Genomic DNA, 19,649 nt, shown 5'->3' on the forward strand with positions numbered 1-19,649 from the left:
TAGATTGCCCAGACCGCTCCCAATTCGTCGGCCCACAATCCATACTCGTTACCTACACGCAAGGGCGACCAACCGGTCGCCCTTGCATAGACTTTAGAAAGATCACGAAGCGGGTAATCCGCTCTCACCCTCAACCGGCCAACTGCTCAAGCTGATCAACCAACCCGGCAAATGTATCCATCGCCGCCTGTATCGGTTCCGGTGATGTCATGTCAACACCGGCGTCACGCAGCAAATCAATCGACGAGCGTGATGAGCCACTCCGCAGGAAGCGCAGGTAGCGTTCAATGGCCGGCTGACCCTCATTGATAATCTGGCGACTCAATGCCAGCGCTGCCGAGATGCCGGTTGCGTATTGGTAGACATAAAAGTTGTAATAGAAATGAGGGATGCGCATCCACTCATACGCCAGCTCATCATCGACCTGCAACTCAGGGCCATGGTAGCGAATGACCAGATCGCGATAATACTGGCTCAGGGCATCAGCAGTGAGCGGCTGACCGCGTTCGGCCCGTTCGTGCATCCACAACTCGAAGGCGGCAAACATGGTCTGGCGGAAGATGGTGCCCCGAATCTCCTCAATCTGCTGCGCCAGCAGGCGTCGGCGCAGTGCTTCATCAGCACCATTGGTGAGCATGTAGTGGGTCAACAGTGCCTCATTGAGAGTTGAAGCCACTTCGGCGACAAAAATCGTGTAATTCCCGTAGACAAACGGTTGATGGGTGCGGGTGAAGTAGGAGTGGAGCGAATGGCCCAATTCGTGTGCCAGCGTAAAGACATCGCGCAGCCGATCCTGGTAGTTCAGCAAAATGTAGGGCGGTGTGCCATACGAACCACCGCTGTAAGCACCGCTGCGCTTGCCAACATTCTCGTAGACATCGATCCAGCGGCGACTGAACATCTGCTCAAGCGCAGCGCTATACTCTTCGCCGAGAGGCCGGAAGGCAGACCGCATCAAATCGCACGCCTCGTGGTACGGGATCGTCAACTCGACATCGGGTACGGGTTGGACATACAAATCGTAGAAATGCAGCTCATCCAGGCCCAGCAAGCGACGCCGTACCGACAGATAACGATGGAAGCGCGGCAAATTGGCCTCCACAGTCGCTATCAGGTTGTGGTACACCTCGACCGGAATCTCATTCGGTGCCAGTGCTGCCTCCAGCGCCGAGGAGTAATTACGTAAACGGGCTTCAATCACATGCGAACGGATCGCAGCACCCAGCGTTGTTGCAATCGTATTACGAAACGGCAGGAATGCGCTGTAGTATCCTTTGAACGCATCACGACGCACCCGCCGATCCTGGCTTTCGAGCAACCGGCCATAGCGGGCATGCGACAACTGCACCGGTTGACCATTCTCATCCTCAATCGTCGGAAATTGCAGGTCTGAGTCGGTCAACATCGAGAACGTCCGGTACGGTGTACGGACCAGATCGCTGAACTCGGCCATCACCTGCTCAACCTCAGCCGAGCGTATATGGGCGCGTTGCCGGTTCAACTTCTCTAACTCGTAGCGGTAGACGTGCAAATCGGGAGTGGCATCTACCCACGCCTCAATGGTCTCCGCTGGAATCGTCAACAGTTCAGGCTCGATAAAGGCCAGCGCAGCCTGTATCCGGGCGGCAAAACTACTGGCACGTTCAGCCAATCCCTGACCAACCGGGTTTGTGCTATCGCTATCCTTCAGATGTGTGGCATACACATAGATCGCGTATAAGCGACGACCAACCTCGTCGCGCAGCGTCAGCGCGGTCAGCAATTGAGCCGGGCCTTGAGCCAGGGTACCTTGCAGGGCGGCCAGCTCCTGCGCTCGCGCCTCAACGGCACTCAATTCTTGCTCCCAGGCCGCTACATCGGGAAAGATCTGGCTCAAATCCCAGGTGTACTCTTCCGGTACCTCGGCACGGGTTGGAACTTTGCTGGTAGTTGTGGTCATAATACCTTCCTTTCGTTTCCTTCATTTGTTCATTATAAGCTGAGTGAGCAATATTTGGTGTAGGAAGGAATAATGGCAATTGTCAGGTGGTGCAAGGTACCAGTTTCATCGTCGTGTTGGTGTGAACGGGAATGGAGGGTTTCAAATCAGAGTTTCCCCTGCGAGGTTATCCGAAACATCTTTCCCGCTGGATAGGCGAAAGCAATGCCTGGCAGCTATGTTGTACATCCGCGCAGCAATCATGCGCAGTAATGCTCTTGTCGCATGGTTTGGTGTGTGGAAGCCATGCTTCCATTTTGCTCGATGTCAGGTGCATATCGCGCCGGCACACCTAATCGATGACGGTTACGACGTGCGATTGGTGAACGATCAATAATCAATAATCGATGAGATGACGTGAACTTACTCTATGACGTGACATCCTTCCAACTACCTCCTCCACCTGATATAGTAACTCAAGTTGTCACCTATGCCGTGAGCTGGCTGTAGAGTCTGATTGTCAGGATGAATAGTACGAAGCTGCACTTAATACCGTATGGCGTAACCGCATGAACGATGTGGGGAGCAACCAGTTCTCGCGGATGTGCTATGTCACGTCTCACGGTAACAACCCGACTTATCCCCATTCCTCTGTGTCCTCTGTGTCTCTGTGGTGAAAATGGTAGTAACTTGGGTTGTAGAACTCATTTCAAAATTCGGTCAGTGACAGTAGCTTTCGCCAGGGACTGGGGAAACGTTCGCGTCATGGAATGGAGGCTTGATGCCGTACTGACGCAGGCTCTAGCGAAACACGGCACTATCATACCCCAGTTGCCATCTATACTGTAAGCAGACACGGAGGCTGGCTGCCAGGAACGGCACGACGTTGTCCTTTACACCGTGTGGCATAACCGCATAAATGATGTCAGGAGCAGCCAGTTTTTACGGAGCCACGCCTCATAGGAGCAAACCAGGTTATGCCCATCCTCTGCGTCCTCCGTGCCTCTGTGGTGATAAAGGTGGCAACTTGAATTATTTACGACCCCCGCACTTCCGCTTGCATCCCCGCAGGTATGTCGCGGGTGACGGTTGCTTTAGGGCGGCCCGGCAGGGTGAGCGCCAGAGCGGCTGCCGGTAAACCGAGCAGGGTAACGCCGATCATCACGGTTTCAAGCCCAATCACATCGGCAATGATGCCGCTAAACCAGGTGCCGATGGCGCCGCTGGCAAAGGTGAAGCCGAGGATGAGTCCCGATGCCAACCCCTGTCGTACCGGTAAAATGCGTTGGGCATGTAAGACCAGGATGCTGTGCTGGCCGCCGACGAGCATACCTGCCAGGCCGCAGCCGATAAAGATTGCCCACAAGGGGGTAGCTATGAAGCAGGCCAGACCGGCAGGGACGCTGAGGATGAGCGGCCAGACGGTTGCAGCCCGCATGCCGAAGCGGTCGGCCATCCAACCGTTAATCACATTGCCAATTGCGCCACTCGCCATGAAGGTGCCGGCCAGCGCACCATAGATCGCCGGTTCCCATCCGCGATCACTGAATAGTTTGGGCAGGAATGATTGATAGACGGTTTGGATCGATGATCGCACAACTACCAGCACAATAAAGGCAATCAACAGAACGACAGCCAGCTTTGTCCAGGGGTGGGTGTTGGGTGTAGGAGCAGCGCGGTTCAGACGGCGACTGCGTGCGGTTTGTTGCGCCAGGAGTAATACACCTGCCGGTATGGCGGCTGCGAGCGCAATTGGCACGATGCCGGGTGTCCCGGCCATGGTCAACACAATACCGGCCAGGATTGGGCCGGTGGCCAGACCGATCTGCCCACCGAAGAAGAAGATCGATGTTGCACTGGCCGGTTTGTCGGGCACGGCAGCCGCGGCGCTGGCGGTGCCAATCGGGTGAAAGAGACCACTGCCGAGCGCGGCCAGGAGAAAACACGGCAGCAGGATAGTCCAGTTAGGGGCAAGGGCAACGCCTGTGTAGCAGGTTGCCATCCAGATCACGCCAATTGCTGCGAGTTGAAGGGTGCGTCCGGGTAGTCGGTCGGCGATCCAGCCAAAGAGTGGTTGTGATAGCGCCCCAAGGAGCGTATAGATCGTCAGCGCTAACCCGATCTGCTGATTGCTTAAACCGAGCGGTACCGCCAGTACCGCCAGCAGAACTGCTCCCAGGCTGTTCAGCAGATCGACCATAAAATGACCACCGACAACGGCTGTGAAGACGCGATTACGCAGCATGATGGCAATCCCTTTCTCAACGAGATGTGCGATTAAAAACGATCTTGCCCCCAACCATCGTTAGTTCGGCGTGCAATGTATGAAGGTGGGTTACCGGCATCTGGAAGGGATCGCCATTGAGCACTGCCAGATCGGCAAACATGCCGGGGATGAGCCGGCCCCTTCGTTCGGCATCGGCGCCGGCAATTGTCGGGCCAATACAGTATGCCTCTAACGCTTCCGTCAGGGTTAATCGTTGTTCAGGATACCATCCTCCATCCGGCGTGCCATCGGTCGTTTGGCGGGTTACGGCAGCATGAATACCGGCCCACGGATCCATTGTCTCGACCGGTGCATCGGAGCCAAACGCCAGCGTTGCCCCGGCAGCGCGCAGGCTGCGCCAGGCATAGCTGGTTGCGCAGCGCTTCCCCCACAGCCGCTCGGCCATCACCATATCAGCAGTACAGTGAATGGGTTGCATCGAAGCGATAACGTTCAGCTCGGCGAAACGCGGAATATCGTGGGGATCGAGAATCTGGCAATGCTCGATCCGGTTGGGTAGGGCTAGAGACGCAGCCGTAGCCCGGGCAGCGGCAATCGCATCGAGCACACTACGGTTCGCGGCGTCACCAATCGCATGCACGACAACGCTGATCCCATGAGCGTTGGCCCGCGTGACAATCTCTTGCATCTCGGCGGGAGGGATGACGGCGATGCCGGTATGATCTCGTCCTTCATACGGCAGCAGCATGTGCGCACTTTCAGAACCGAGCGATCCATCAGCGAAGAGTTTCAGGCCGCCGATCCGCAGCCAGTCATCACCCAGACCACTGCGCAAGCCAAGGGCAATGGCGTGATCGAGATGTGCACCGGCGAGATGGGCCAGAACTCTGATGGTCAGATCGCCGGTATGGTAAAGGGTTTGCAGATCAATCAGGGTGTCGGGGCCATCCGTCGGGTTGGTGGCCGGTGGCACATGGAGAGCGGTTAAACCGTAGCTGAGTGCTTCATCAATCGCCAGCCGTAACGCGGCAATCCGCTCGGCCCGTGTGGGTGGCGGCACCACTGCCCGTACCAGCTCCATAGCGGTTTCGAGCAAGATACCGGTCGGCTCTCCTTGATCATCGCGTTGAATCTGACCTCCAGCCGGATCGGGGGTTGCCGCCGTGATGCCGGCCAGTTCCAGTGCCCGACTGTTAACCCAGAGCGAATGGCCGTCTTTCCGCGAGAGCATCGCCGGGCGATCCGGGCAGACCCGGTCGAGATCGGTACGTGTTGGCCAGTGTCCTCCCCACAGCGTATGATCCCATCCGTTACCGCGCAACCAGGCTCCGGCAGGAAGGCGCTGCGCAGCAGTTGCAATGTGATCAAGGGCGGCTGCATAATCGGCACATCCGGTCAAGCGTACCTGTTGACGGGCCAGTCCGTGGAGCACAATGTGTACGTGAGCATCGGTTAGCCCCGGAACAACCGCTCGCCCTTGCAGATCAATCAGCTCGGCCTGGCTGCCGGCTGCCGCACGTACCGGACCTTCGTTACCCACGGCGATAATGCGCTCGCCGCGAATGGCCAGTGCCCGTACTACCGGTTGCTTTGAATCGAGGGTGTAAATGGGACCGTTGTAGATCATGATCGTCTTCATTGCGAGCCTCCTGCGCTAAGGGTGTTGCGTCGTATCCTACGCATCTCCCACCGTTCTGTCAAATCTGAGTAGTCAAATATTTACACAGTCGAAAAGATTCTTAACTCCTGAACCTTCAACCTTCTCGCACGCTGCAAGTGTGGTATGATATGTCATCATTTTGCACATACTGTTAACAGTTCGTGCCTTGAGAGGAGGCCAGCCGTGACCAATCCGCGCACGAATTACGCTCTGGCGGGAGCAGCACTCTTCAACCCGATGGCGGCGATGTACTGGCTTGATGTGATGCGCGGTCAACGTCCTGGTGCGGGACTCCTGCTGGTCAGTACAACAGGTGCTGTGTGTGCGGGATTAGTGGCTGAACCGCGGCGGCATCCATGGCGGGCGCTCGCGAGTGGTCTGGCAGCCGCAGCCGGGGCAGCGCTGGCCGGTTGGGTGCTGCGGCGCTACGTGGATTGGGTGACTGAAGCAGCGGATGTTGATGCACCTGCGCCGAATGCCCACGATCTGCTCTTGCCGGCAGCAGCGGTGTGTGCCGGTACGGTTGGCCTCTCTGCCCTGGTTGGACGCGAGCCTGAGCGTTATATCGAATATAGCGGTAAACACGGTGATTACCGCTGGATTTCCGCCATCCCCCATCCGGCACAGCGCTGGCTGGCCTGGAGTGGATACCTGCTGCATCAGTTCGCGATCTGGGGGTGTATCTACGCTGCTCAACACCAGCGCTTGCCTTACACTACTGCTATGAAGCGACTCAACTGGATTGCGCTGGCCGTTAATGCTGGTGGTGTGGCCCTGCACTATCTCCAGTCGCACTATACCTACGACGGATTGGCGCGTGATGTGCCTGAAGGGAGTGCGCTTGGCTCTGTTGCGTTCATCTTGATGTTGACGCTGGCGCTTGAGGCACCCCGGCGTGGTCTTTTCTTCGGCAGTCGGCGGGTCTTGCCACCACCTGAGTTAGTCCGCTTTGCCCGGCGCTTTCACGGTTATATCTTCTCGTGGGCATCGACGTACAATTTCTGGTATCATCCTATCGATCCGAAACCGCTGCATTACACCGGTCTCTTTCACACCCTCCTGCTCTTTGTGCAATCGGCACTGATCTACACAAAAGCGCATCGCGACCCGCGCTGGACACTGGTACTGGAGTTGATGGTGCTGCCACATGCAGTTGTTTCGACTCTCTACAAGCGGAGCGGGTTGGGTGCAATGTTTACCTTCAGCCTGCTCGCGATGTTCGTCATTAATCAGATGCACGGCCTGGGACTCTCGCAACGAGCGCGGTGGACAATCGGTGCCGCGTATGCAACAACCGCATTGACCTATTGCGGTGTACGTCGTGAGTGGCATCGTTTACCTGATATTCTGCGCATACCGATTCTTGAATATGGAGTGCTGGGCATTTTAGTCTTGCTGTCGCTACTCATGCGGGTAGTGCGTCAGTCTAAAGAGCGATAGCTTGCCAACAAGACCTGGAACGTCGCTCAGCAAACTTGCTATTACGATGCCTTGCTGTAGTACAGGCAGGTATTTACAGCGTACATGAAGCAACGTATCCTGATCCAGCACACCGATCAGGAAGAGGGCAGTGTTGTCGTCCATCTACAGTTGGGTTGCCTCTTGCCGCCGTTGGGCGGGCTGTACCGTGGACGGGCTGAAGCCCTGCCTGACAGCGTGCAAGCCCTGCAGGGTCTGGGGGCACTCTTCCCCGTCGTCAGGCCAGTCCCGCAGGGGCTTCAAGGAATTGAGGTAGGGTTTTAACCCGCCGACTCGCCGGCCATCACCCCTGCTCCCGCACGCGAGCTATGCAGTATTCGAGTTATGGGTAATGCATAGCCTACACACGGGTGAGGGGAGACCAGAAGCTGGCGCTGGAGCTTCCTGCCTCCACTCCTCTGTGCGCGGTAGAGGGGAAACCAGAAGTCTGTGCCAGAGTGTTCCGACATGGCAGCAGTTGCATTCCTGGAGAGGTAAGGTGTGCTGGTAAAGCATCCCGTTAATTCAAACCTTAGCACTTTGTCATCCAGGAAACCTTTGCCTCACAATGACGTTATGGTAGTATAGGTACAACATCGAACCATTGCTGCATACGGTCACTTATGCATCGCTTCGCCTCCTGGCTGCTCATCGTGAGCTTCGTTGTTATCGCCAATCCGGTCCACGCCCAGCCGACCGGTGGATGGAGCGTGGCTGAGTTTCTCGCCCGGCAGCCCGGCCCCTTGAAAGAACTCGATGTTGACGGGAAACCTGCGGCCCAGATTATCGAAGAGCAGAGCATTTACTTCGGCGTCAGTCCATTCCTTACCCTGGCCCTGCTCGAAGCAACAGCGGGTCTAATCAGCGATCCTGCTCCGCCAGCAACCGCCTTGAGTCACCCCTTCGGCCTGCACGGCCCTACCGGTTTCGCCGAACAGATCACATGGGTTAACCGGGAATTACGGGCTGGATTGGGACCGTATCAGCAACCGCCAACCATTCGATTACAAGATGGGTTGACACTCACCATCTCACTTGATGAGCCGGCTGAGTGGATTGCCATGAAGCGATTTCTGGCTCAGGGCCGTGATTCGGTGACATGGCTGGCAGCAGTGAAAGCAACCGCAGCGGCACTTCGTACCTATTTCGATGGTCAGCTCGCGCCACCTGTCGTGGTGACGACCGATGTTACCGGTTGGTTACGGGCGCCATGGCCGATGGGTACGCGGGTCAACCATCTTGCCTACTTCGATCATCTTTACCCAATGGTCGATACCGGGGGTGATGGCAACAATGAAATGGTTGACTATCTTGGCCGGCGAAACGTGCAATACAATAGCCACGATGGTCATGATTATGTTTTCCCGGATGCACCGTTCTCCACTCCGATCCTTGCTGCCGCAAGTGGTACGGCGTATGCGTTTCGTGAGTCACGGGGTCTTGGCGTTGTCATTGTTCATCCCAACGGCTACGAGACCGTCTACTGGCATTTGAGTGCATTTGCACCCATCTTCAACGAGGGCAATGGGGTGCGCGTTGCAACCGGTCAGCAGATTGGTGTGAGCGGTGCCAGTGGGGTGAGCGGAACTCCGCATCTGCACTTTGAAGTCCGGCGCTGGGAAGGGGGTATTCGCAAACAGGTTGATCCGTATGGCTGGTTCGGCCCCGGCCCCGATCCCTGCCCGGCCTACGCCGGTTGTGCAGCCAGTACCTGGCTCTGGCATCCTGATCTAATCGGCACCTACGATTTCACACCGCCTGATTACATGCCACCAGTGTCTGACACCACACCGCCAATTGGTACGATGCGTGTCGCACCGCCCGACCATCTCCGCCTTGCCGTGAGTTTCGATGGGCATGCGCTCCAGACAGTTGGTCAGAGCATCCCATACCTCAGTGGCAATCCACGCTTTACCGGCGGTCGCTTCGGTCAGGCAATGGTGAGCGACAACGCCATCGTTGCCTTACCCACGACCGGCAACCTCGATCTTGAACGAGGAACCATAAGTTTATGGGTTGAGATACCGACCACCTTCCCCGGCAATAGCCTTAATCGCCACTATCTGTTTGCGACGAGTGCCGAACCGGAAGGGGTGCCTGTCTATACTGGAACCCTGGCCCTGCGCCGGGATCGGTCTGGAACCGATAGTCGTGCGCAGTGGACGTTCTGGACGGTGGGTGATGCCACCAGCGGCGAAGACCTGCTGAGCGTACCGGATACGTTGAGTGCCGGCTGGCACCATTTTGCGGTGATCTGGGATGCTGCGAATGGGTATAAAGCCCTCTACATCGATGGCGTGTTGGTTGCCGAGCGGAATAACGCCGTCTTACCGTATCTTCCTGGTGCGCTGCTGTATATCGGACGCTTTAGCGCCGGTAGTCCCGCTGCCGGCGTGGCAATTGACGACCTGGCGATCTTTGCTAATCCCTTATCACCAGCCGAAATTGCTGTTCTTGCCACAGCACCAGCCCTGTCCCCCGATCCGGTCGTTGTCAATGAACCCACAATCCGCATTGACACCAATGCTATGGACGACAACGGTGGCATTGTTGCGGTGACGTTGAGCATTAACGGTGAGCAGAGCGATCCGTTACCGTATTACGACAGCTATCGCTGGAGTTTACCGTCAGTTGAAGGCGATCATGTGGTAGAGGTGTCCTACGTTGATCGAGCGGGAAACACGACTGTTGTATCGCAGACAGTAACGCTCAATCTGCCACCACGTGCCGGCATCCAGACTGAGTGGCTCGAAACTGACACTGTGCGATTGCGCTTCGATTCCCACGATCAAGATACACCACTGGATGTACAACTGAGTACCACCCCCGATTTCGCCACGGCAGCCTGGCTACCGCTGGTACCGGAAATCCGCTGGCGATGGGAGGCTGGCGAAACCCGCCAGCTCTTCGTCCGTGTGCGTGATGCAACAGGACTGGTTAGTGAGCCGATGGCTGTCCCGCTGTGGCATCAGGTCTTTGTGCCGTTGATGCAGCGGTGATTGCGTTGCCTGCCAGCACCGGCAATAAGCTCTACTGCCGAAGCTGTTGGGAATGAAACCCTACCATCGGCGTGCTGGATCATTCCGTTACACACAATTGAAGATGACCACCCTTACATTAATACACTATTCAAAGCATACACATCATCAATGCTTAATGTCGGTATTACACTCATTTAATACAACTTTTTTATATTGGTAGATGCATGTGTCCGTGTGTAAGCTTAAAGGAACGGTTGCCATGTATCTACGCAAATTGACCACGTTCGTCATTGCTGTGCTGTTGCTCGTTGTGATTTTTCCACTGCCCGTCCTCGCGTCATCAATCCACCCCACATTCACGCTTCTTGCTACGTATTCAACCGGTCTTGGCGAAGCTTCTGCTGAAACTGTTGCGGTCAGCAACAATCGCTTGTACGTAACGAATAGCGCCGATAACTCACTCGATATCGTCGAGCTCAGCGATACCCCCAGTCTGACTCGCACCAATCGTATCGATCTCTCTGCCTACGGTGCTGGACCGAATAGTGTTGCAGTACGGGGCAATCTGGTTGTGGTGGCAGTTGAAGCTGATCCGAAAACCGATCCCGGCTCGGTGGTCTTTTTTGATGCCCAGGGACAGTTCATCAATCAGGTTCAGGTTGGTGTATTACCTGATATGTTGACATTCACCCCGGATGGCGCACGCCTGTTAGTTGCCAACGAAGGCGAGCCAAATGATGACTACACGATTGATCCCTATGGAACAATCAGTGTTATCCCAGTCGACGGTGATATTTCAGCCTTGACCGATGCTGATGTCATTAGTATAGGCTTTGCCGATTTCGAGATTAGCGGTGCCCGACGGAGTCAATTTGATACGGATACCCGCATCTTTGGGCCAACTGCAGGTGATCCTGATGCAGTGCAAAAGAATCTGGAGCCTGAATATATCACGGTAACTGCTGACAGCCAGACTGCGTATGTTACCCTCCAGGAGAATAATGCCATTGCCAGAATTAACCTGCAAACTTCCAGTGTCGAGTGGGTGCGCTCACTCGGTTTAAAGAATCATCTGCTGGCCGGCAATGGATTGGATGCCAGTGACAGGGATAATGCCATCAACATTGCTAACTGGCCGGTTTACGGTATGTACCAACCGGATGCAATTGCCTCCTACACGGTTGGAAGTCAGTTGTATCTGGTAACTGTTAATGAGGGCGATGCACGAGCTTACAGTGGTTTTAATGAAGAGGTGCGCCTGGGAAGCAACAGTTATCAGCTCGATCCTACCGAATTTCCGAATGCAACTGCACTGAAAGCAAACACAGCCCTGGGCCGCCTGACTGTTAGTAATGCGAGTGGTGATTTCGACAACGATGGTCAATTTGACCAGATTCACGTATTTGGTGCTCGTTCCTTCTCGATCTGGAACGGTAACGGCGAGTTAGTATTCGACAGTGGCGACCAGATTGAGAGGATCGTTGCTGCAACGTATCCTGAATTTTTCAACAGTAACAATGATGAAAACGACTTTGATAGCCGGAGCGATAACAAAGGTCCCGAACCAGAGGGGCTGACGCTTGGTGTGATCGGCGGTCGAACCTACGCATTTGTCGCACTGGAACGGCAGGGTGGTGCTATGATCTTCGATGTGAGCACACCTGACATGCCGACATTCGTGCAATATGTCAACAATCGCACCTTCAGCGGTGACACTGTTGGTCCGGATAGTGGCCCAGAAATCGTTCTCTTCATACCGGCAAACCAGAGTCCAACCGGACGGGCATTACTTTTCCTGGCCAATGAGATTACCGGGACAGTCAGCATATACGAGGCAGGCTGGCGAGTCTTTATGCCAATTATTCAGCGCTCATAACTGGTATCAGAGCCTGTTATGCACATTTGCCATCGAAGGTAGTACGCTTGAGCGCGAGGGGGTGTAAGGTTGGACGAATATCGATCTGAACCTCACCACTGCCTATTGCAGCATAAACGACAAACCAACTGCCGTGATAGTCAAATAATGGGCATGAATGCCACTATGTTGTAACATGCTGCACTCAAATGGACCAACGGAATAGCTGTGCTCAGGATCGAGCTATAAGCATCTGGCGTAACATGCAGTGAGTGCGGAAGTAAGGCTTCCGCACTCCAGACAGACGGAATCGATCCGTGAGGTGTGGAAGATATACTATCAAGCAGGGTTGCTTCCTGAGGGGATGGATGATTTCACGTATGACCTACAACATTCACAACAGGTTCCAGTAGCAACAAGGATCACGTTCCTACATTGCCTGTCATCCGTTCGATCACCTTCCCCGCCACCAGGCCAGCACCAGCCCACCGAGCAGGTGTAATGCCAGCACACTGACAAAATAGACCGTGTGCGGCCCTACCGTCTGGCGCGCCGCATCGGGGGTGAGGATGGTTTCGATGCGGGCAGCCACGAAGGGCGTGAAAAAGTAGAGCGCACCACAGCACGCAGCGGCCAGACGCCACTCGTGGCGCCGGATAGCAATCCATCCGAGCAAGCCACTGAGTGGTGTAATCAGAATGACCAATGCCAGCCAGCGCAAGAGTTCCGGGCTGCGATTGTCACCGATCTGGGTGTAGACTGCGACAGCAATAATCCACCCGGCCAGGCTGGCAAGCACAATGGCAAAGAATGTCCGGTAGTCGCGCATCATGGGTTTACGCTGTACGTTTCAGTGCAGAAAGGCGCTGTAACCGACGTTCGATCTGCGCTGTGAGTTTTTCGATGGTGGTCTGTTGTTCGGCTATTGATCTGGCGATCTGCTCGAACTGATCTTCGAGCTGTGCCAGGGTCGCGACGTAACGCTGACGCAATGCCCCCTCTTCACCAGTGCTGCGCAGTGGTTCAATGGTCTGGCGCAGGTGTTGCTGGCGCTCCAGGATACGTCGCTGTTCGACTTCGTGTTCGGCGATCATCCTGCGCGCCTTGTCAATCTGGCGGTAGAGTTTGAGCACTCCGCTAAGCTGCTGAAAGGTCGCTTCGTCGAGCAGTTTGTCGCGGAGGAAGTGTTGCAACTGTTCGCCGGTGAGACTGCTGATTGACTGGCTGCGCGAGAGTAGCCGTCGCTCGCACACTGTGAACACCGTTTGATCAGCAGCCGGTACATTCACTGCCCAACGTGCGATGAAACCCTCTTCGCTGAGGGGCGGTGGTGTGTCTATCAGTTCGGTATGAGCAGTGCGGTGATGCTCGATGATCACGGTAGATGGTGTATGCAGAGTGCTGATGATCGTATATTGCCGGAACAAGAGCATATATTCATCGATCAATAGATCACTATCGTGAAGCCGAATCCCGTGGAGATGGCGGGTCTCATGCGTCGTTTCCAGTACCGTCACCCCCAATTCAACAGCGTGGAAGACAGTGAACCCGGCACCGGCACGGGTGAATGGTAGTACCGCTTCACCGGCGTATTCGCCATTGATCAGCACGGTGACCGGCCCTTGCTCCAGGGTGAGGTCAGTCTCGTTCTTGAGCCGAATGGCGGCCAGGGGGTGTTTGTCCAGCCGACGCTGATTGTACACCAGCTCTCGCGCCCCGCTGATCTGTGATCCAACGATAGGCGCCATTGCCGATTGACCTCGTCCGACACTGACCGGCTGCGTGACCCGATACGCAAAGAGCGCCCCCTGATCTTCACCCACCGCGACCGCACGTACACTGTCGGTTACCGTCTCAATGGTCAGGGCGGGAGCGGGGGCAGGTGCTGCCAGTGCCATCGTTTCCACTGCTTCCAGCATCATGTCGTATTCCTGTGCCGGCATCTTCCGCATACGGGCCATCGGTTTTGGCTGTGGGCGCGGTACATCACCCAGCAAGGGGCGTTCCGGCGTCTGCGGTTCGTATAGACGATACCGGAACGAAACCGGCTGGCCGGCAACCAGCGTCACCGCAACATCGACCAAATCTTCCTCAAGCTGATTGTCGAACAGCCCCCAACCCTGGAGGAAGCAGCGTGACGCACCATCGGCACCATCCTCGCAGAGCAGACGATAGCTAACCCGCCAGGCCGGTGCCGGCGCCACGTAGCCGATCAAGAGATCGTGTTCACCCGGTGTCAGGTGTACGGTCGCCGTGCGGTTGCGCTCGTCGTTTTGGGCAGCGCGCAAAAAGAAGGACAGATCGTGATGCGCCTTTTCATCGACAAGTTCAACTCGTAACAGATCATCGAGCGCAAACGGACGCACCACCCGCTCTTCCGCGAGGTAGAGACTCACAATAGCTCGACGCAGCGGTTTTTCATCTTCGACATCTATCCCAATCACCTGACCGGTGATCGTCTCGCCCTGTTTGCCGGTCAGGGTCAGGCGCACAGTGCGTCCACGCAGATCGCGCAGCAAATCGAGCAGGCTCCGTTCGTTCGAGAGCTGAATGCTCCCGCGAGCCAGCAGCGCGGCGCGGTCTTCAGGGGTGGCAAAGTCGATGTTGCGCACCTGGCCGCTGCGGTCAATGACAACCAGACTCTTCAACACGTCGTCCATTGCCGTCAGGGGAAAGGTGAGCGTTAAGGTGTCACCGCTGAAGGTGCCCTGTCGTTCAAAATAGCCAACACCGTGTTTGTAGAGCACCATGCGCTTGATGGGTAGACCGGTCATGGTGTGTCTCCCTGTGAAGCCGGATCAATTTGAATTGGATTGTAGGCAGTGTACACAAGACGGCTGAAATCGGCAATTGCTCCGCCGAGCAGCGAGTCGGGCCAGGCTGCCCGATCTCCCAGTGGCTTGTAGACGTACACGGCCAACACATAATCACCACCGGGTGAGCGTACAATCCCGGCATCAGCCTGGGTGTTGTCAATCCATCCCGATTTGTGCTCGACCCGTACTCCCTCTGGCAGACCGGCAACCATCCGGCTATTGTCGCCATTCTCAGCCAGCAAGTCGAGCATCTCCTGACATCGATCTGGATTGAGCAGTTCAAATTTCTCAAGCAGCACACCTTCACCGCGTGCACACTCGTCAATCATGCGGTAGATCTGCCCGATAGCGTAAGGAGTTGCCCGCAGTGCGCAACCGGTCTCGGTATACGGCGGCTCGCCGACCGGGTCTCTTGGCCCACAGCGATACCTGACGTTGTACAGCCGGATGTAATCGGTCGACTCGTAAGGGACGTAGAGATAGAGATATTCCAGACCAAGATCGGCCAGCATATCACTCATCTCTTCGGCACCGCGAAATGCTAGATCGGTACCGGTACCACCGGCGCCGGCAGCCAGTATGTCATTTGCCGCCAGGTTGTCACTCTCGATGATCATGAGGCGCATGCGCCGCCACTGGCGTTCGGTAAAGGTTTCAAGTTTCGTGTAGGCATAGAGCATAATAGCCGTCTTGATCGTGCTGGCGCCGGGGAAGACACTGCGCGCATTCACCGCGACTTCAGCGCCGGTGGCGAGATCATACAGATAAACCCCAGCCACACCATCCCATGCCTCAGCCATTTCTTCGAGCTGGGTGGTAAGTTGTTCAAGCGAAGCACGCGGCTGTTCGGTAGTCGGCCAAAGAGTCAGCGCAATCGGTTCGGTTGCCCGTCCACGGCGTAGCAAGCCGCTCACAATCTCCAGCGAGCGGTCGAGATCAATCGCCCGGCCGGGAATGTAGGCAAAGCTCCGTGACAACACGTCAGTTGACGTGATAACTGTGACCTGGGGTGGCAGAGCCGACTCGGCAGCAAACGTCGTCATCTGCTCACGGAGGGCTGTTTCATCGAAGCTAAGCTGGAGTGGTACACGTACCGGCGTACTACTCCCCAACGCCGGCGCTGCCGCAGCCAGCAATGCAGCCGGGTCGGCGTGCAGATTAATTGCCGTCGGCTCAATTGTCTGCGTATATGCACCGGCAACCAGTCGCAGCGGCGTTACCCTCGCCGACAGCGCACTGCTCAGTGCTGCTTCTGCCTCTGCAACCGTCAAGCCACCAATCGGCACACCGGCAACTTCAGTGCCGTCGGCGTAGACCGGTACAGGTGTCGGAAGCGGGGTAGGGATCACCGGTTGCGTCGGCGCAGCAGCCAGCACCGGTTCAGAGGGCATTGAAGCACGAGGTGTTGATGTACACCCGGCAATGAAAGCCATGCAAATCAGGGCAATGGCAAACAAACGGGGCCGGAGATTCATAGTTGGGCAAAACTCCATCTTTCAAAATGCGGGACGCATGTACCAGGTCGGAAACGTTACTGTTCATCAGGCTCAAGATAAAAGGTTAACGGGTAGCCGGCCTCGCGGGCTGCATGATGAGCCTGATAGACACGCTCTTGCGCTTCTTGCAACGGGAGTACCGTTACCAGCGCACGCCCTTCATAATGGGCAGTAAGCATCACCTGTTCGGCACGGGCCAGATCAAGCCCGAAAAAGACACGCAACACGATGACGACAAAATCCATGGGAGTCACGTCGTCGTTCTGAACAATAACCCGGTACGGCCGTTCAAGTTCCTCATCGCTGGCAACCGCAAATGAGACGGCAGGCCGCACGGTGACTGCTGGTTGTTCAGTTGACATGGGCTCCTCCGTCAACTACTGTTGTACCATCAAATCCTTCTGGCAGTATAGCATAAAGCATCACTCATCCCGGCGACGGCGTCGTTTCGCTGCCAGTAGTGCGGCAATCCGCTCTTCGTCGCTTTGCGGTAAGGTAGAGGTTGGGGCTGGCGCTGATGAAGATGGTTTCGCCTCCGGTGGTTTGCGCTGCGGTCGGCGGATGACAACAGGACGCCAGTCGGGCACTGCGACAAAGAGTCGACGTAGCGCAATGTCTACTGGCAATAATGCCAGTGCCAGCCAGATTAGAGGCATGGTTACCGGCCAGACCTCGTACACCGAACGTTCTGTTGGAGCAAAGATCAGGTCTGGCGGCGGATTAACCTGACCACCGGTCAATGCTGCAAGTTCGGTCATGAGGCCAGGATTCGCCGCAAACTGTCCATACTCCGGTGAGTAGTTCACCGTCAGACCGGTGGCAACCGTGCCGAGCGGCATCCCGTTGCGGTCAGTTGCACTCACCTGTACCAGATACGCTCCCATCTGATCGATGGTGGTGATCGCACGATACCGTCCAGGCGCGATCTGCACAAAATCTGGCACGACTTCATCGGCCAGGCCACTAATGCGACTGCGAATCTCGCCCAATTCAACAGGCAATCCACTGCGATCACGGGCCTGAAGGTCAATTTCAACTCGATCTGCGGTTACCGTTGCGCTGAGCGATAGATAATCATCACTATTGAGTGGGAGTACTTCAGACACCAATCCGGCGGCAAAACGGGGAAATGCTGACCAGGATAACCATGCAGTCGCCCAATGTCCGGTCATATCACTTGCCCAGGCCAGCACCCGCCCAACACCGATCTGGGCCGTCGCCAGGAGCGGCGATCCGTCATCGGCGACCAGGAGCACCCGACTGATTGACCGTTCGGCAACGACATTCCGCCCTTGCAGTGGTGGCAAAGCGCTGAAATTGCGCAGCCATGGTGTCGGTAATGCAAGTGCAGGTGTGAAAGGCTCTTCTACCAGATCGCGATTCGCCACCCGGACAGTCTCTTCCAGCAGAATCTGTGGCAGAGCTTCGGCTTGACGAACAACGTAGTATTTACCGCCACCGATCTGCGCCACTCGTTCGAGTTCTGGATCGGTATTCAGACCAATCGCCACCGTACTGACCGTAACCCCTTGTGCGCGCAGGTTGGCAACCAGATCGGCATATTCAGTCTCGGAGACACCATCGGTCAAGAGGATCACATGTCGAATCCGGGCATCAGCCGTGGCAATGGTCTCGGCTGCCAGTGCCATTCCGCTACGAATATTTGTGCCGCCACCGGCAGATAATCGACTCAGCGCATCTTCAATTGTCGCCAGATCAGGGAGTGGTTGCAACGGTAAAATCACATCGGCAACGCTATCGAAGGCGATAATCGAGAGCTGATCCTGACGCGATAACCCAAGGCTCGCTTGAAATGCCGCTTCACGGGCCAGATCGAGTTGGGTGCGCAAACCGTCCACGAGTTCGCTCATACTCCCGCTGCGGTCGATGACCAGCGTCAGCGCCAGATCGAAGCGTTCCTCGCGCGATGGCGGATCAAGCGAAACCGGAAATAACGACTCGAGCAGAGAACGACGCCAGCCTCCGGCGCCGAACGATTGGGGGCCACCAATGAACAGCAGTCCACCGCCCAGATCGCGCACGTAGGTCGTCAGGGTGCGCTGAAGTGCCAGCGAAACCGCGTTCGCCGGTGTGTCAACTAGAGCAATCGCATCGAAGGAGCGCAAATCGAGTGGATTGGCCGGCGCCTGCATCGGTGTCTGCACCGTCACCTCAATCCCTCCGGCACGCCATGCTTCGGCCAGTGCCAGTGCCTGTTCCGGTCCCACCGTTAACAACAACACGCGCGGTGGGCCACTGACAAAGGTAAATGCCACCGCCCGATTGTTGGCCGGCTGGGTATCGAAGGGAGCAATCAGACGCGCTTCAAAGCGGCGAAACCCACTCTCGCGTGCCGGTACAGAAAATGCAATCTGATTGCGACCGGGTGTCACCGTCACGGACTGTTCGGCCAGCAACTGACCATCAGCGATCAACTGCACCGTCGCCGCGCCCTCGACTTCACTTTCAATCTGAACAGTTAGCGGAATGTTCTGATTGATGTCAGCCGTCGTCGGTGCCTGTAAGGCCGTGATCAGCGCATCAGGGCCGCGCTCCGCCGACAGGATGACGACCTCAATCGGAACGCCACGGGCAGCCGCCAAACGAGCGGCTGTTAACGCCTGACCTGCATTCTCACCGCCATCCGAGATCAACACCAGCCGTCGATGCATCGCATCGGGCAAAATTGCCAGTCCCAATTGGATGGCGTCTTCAATATTGGTGCGTGAACCGGCTACCAGCGCGTCGATCCGGTTCAGTGGACGGGGCGGTTCGGCCACGCGCTCGACCATTGCTCGTGCGCCAAACACGATCACGGCCATACGGTCGTCGGGATCGGCGGTAGCCACCGCCTGCTCAATAAAATCGAATGTTGCTACCCGTTGGGCAGGTGAGACTGAGTCGCTAACATCGAGCAGAAAAACCGTGGCGGTAGCATTCACCGGTCGACCGATCTGAAGGCCGGCCACGGCCAATACGAGCGCTGCCAGGATCAGACAACGTACCACCACCAGCAACCATAATCGCACACGCCCAAGGCGACGGTGGAGATCAGTACGACCCAGCCAGATCAGCCCAAGCAGAGGAATGGCGAGCACAAACAGCCATAATGCTGCCGGCTCAACAACGCTCAGCACCATTCAGCTCCGTTCCAGGATAGTAGTGCAGTATGCCGTACCATCGTATTGAGAGGAAATGACGCCGGGTAAACAGAACCCACAGCTTGAGAAGACGCAGA

The 19,649-nt window shown here is 56.4% G+C and carries 12 protein-coding genes; 4 read left to right on the top strand and 8 right to left on the bottom strand.

All coding sequences use genetic code 11. From position 1 onward, the window contains the following. Positions 1-130 precede the first annotated feature (130 nt). The 3 genes from pepF to CAUR_RS13660 all read right to left on the bottom strand — a co-directional run bounded on the left by pepF (position 131) and on the right by CAUR_RS13660 (position 5,784). Entirely contained in the window at positions 131-1,939 is a 1,809-nt protein-coding gene (pepF, locus tag CAUR_RS13650; protein WP_012258459.1) for an oligoendopeptidase F, read from the bottom strand. Positions 1,940-2,954: 1,015 nt separating this feature from the next. Beyond that, positions 2,955-4,163 (bottom strand): MFS transporter, encoded by a 1,209-nt coding sequence (locus CAUR_RS13655; RefSeq protein ID WP_012258460.1) that lies wholly within the window; start codon positions 4,161-4,163, stop codon positions 2,955-2,957. A gap of 16 nt (positions 4,164-4,179) precedes the next feature. Then, a complete protein-coding gene (locus tag CAUR_RS13660; RefSeq protein WP_012258461.1) occupies positions 4,180-5,784 on the bottom strand; it encodes an amidohydrolase in 1,605 nt (534 codons plus the stop codon). Positions 5,785-5,988: 204 nt separating this feature from the next. Here CAUR_RS13660 and CAUR_RS13665 point away from each other — a divergent pair, with 204 nt between their 5' ends. From CAUR_RS13665 to CAUR_RS13680, 4 genes are all read left to right on the top strand, one after another. Beyond that, the gene (locus CAUR_RS13665; RefSeq protein WP_012258462.1) at positions 5,989-7,245 is read left to right on the top strand and encodes a hypothetical protein; all 1,257 of its coding nucleotides are present in this window, start codon (positions 5,989-5,991) and stop codon (positions 7,243-7,245) included. Between the two features lie 84 nt (positions 7,246-7,329). Further along, complete coding sequence (locus CAUR_RS13670; protein ID WP_015909258.1) at positions 7,330-7,548, top strand: hypothetical protein; 219 nt, start codon at positions 7,330-7,332, stop codon at positions 7,546-7,548. Between the two features lie 338 nt (positions 7,549-7,886). Next, positions 7,887-10,262: a LamG-like jellyroll fold domain-containing protein gene (locus CAUR_RS13675; RefSeq protein ID WP_012258463.1), complete on the top strand. Its 2,376-nt coding sequence runs from the start codon at positions 7,887-7,889 to the stop codon at positions 10,260-10,262. Positions 10,263-10,503: 241 nt separating this feature from the next. Then, entirely contained in the window at positions 10,504-12,120 is a 1,617-nt protein-coding gene (locus CAUR_RS13680) for a choice-of-anchor I family protein (protein ID WP_012258464.1), read from the top strand. A 433-nt stretch (positions 12,121-12,553) separates the two neighbouring features. Here the strand turns inward: CAUR_RS13680 and CAUR_RS13685 are convergent, their stop codons facing one another. The 5 genes from CAUR_RS13685 to CAUR_RS13705 are packed head-to-tail and all read right to left on the bottom strand — an operon-like array spanning position 12,554 to position 19,551. After that, positions 12,554-12,931, bottom strand: coding sequence for a hypothetical protein (locus CAUR_RS13685; RefSeq protein ID WP_012258465.1), 378 nt, complete (start codon positions 12,929-12,931; stop codon positions 12,554-12,556). Between the two features lie 4 nt (positions 12,932-12,935). Continuing rightward, the gene (locus tag CAUR_RS13690) at positions 12,936-14,873 is read right to left on the bottom strand and encodes a hypothetical protein (protein ID WP_012258466.1); all 1,938 of its coding nucleotides are present in this window, start codon (positions 14,871-14,873) and stop codon (positions 12,936-12,938) included. Next, a complete protein-coding gene (locus CAUR_RS13695; RefSeq protein WP_012258467.1) occupies positions 14,870-16,390 on the bottom strand; it encodes a serine hydrolase in 1,521 nt (506 codons plus the stop codon). The genes CAUR_RS13690 and CAUR_RS13695 overlap by 4 nt, the downstream gene beginning before the upstream one ends. Positions 16,391-16,446: 56 nt before the next feature. Beyond that, positions 16,447-16,773: an ATP-dependent Clp protease adaptor ClpS gene (locus CAUR_RS13700; protein ID WP_012258468.1), complete on the bottom strand. Its 327-nt coding sequence runs from the start codon at positions 16,771-16,773 to the stop codon at positions 16,447-16,449. 60 nt (positions 16,774-16,833) lie between these two features. Then, positions 16,834-19,551 (bottom strand): VWA domain-containing protein, encoded by a 2,718-nt coding sequence (locus CAUR_RS13705; RefSeq protein WP_012258469.1) that lies wholly within the window; start codon positions 19,549-19,551, stop codon positions 16,834-16,836. Positions 19,552-19,649 lie beyond the last annotated feature (98 nt).

The sequence above is a fragment of the Chloroflexus aurantiacus J-10-fl genome, from assembly GCF_000018865.1.
GTDB classification, from domain to species: Bacteria; Chloroflexota; Chloroflexia; order Chloroflexales; family Chloroflexaceae; genus Chloroflexus; species Chloroflexus aurantiacus.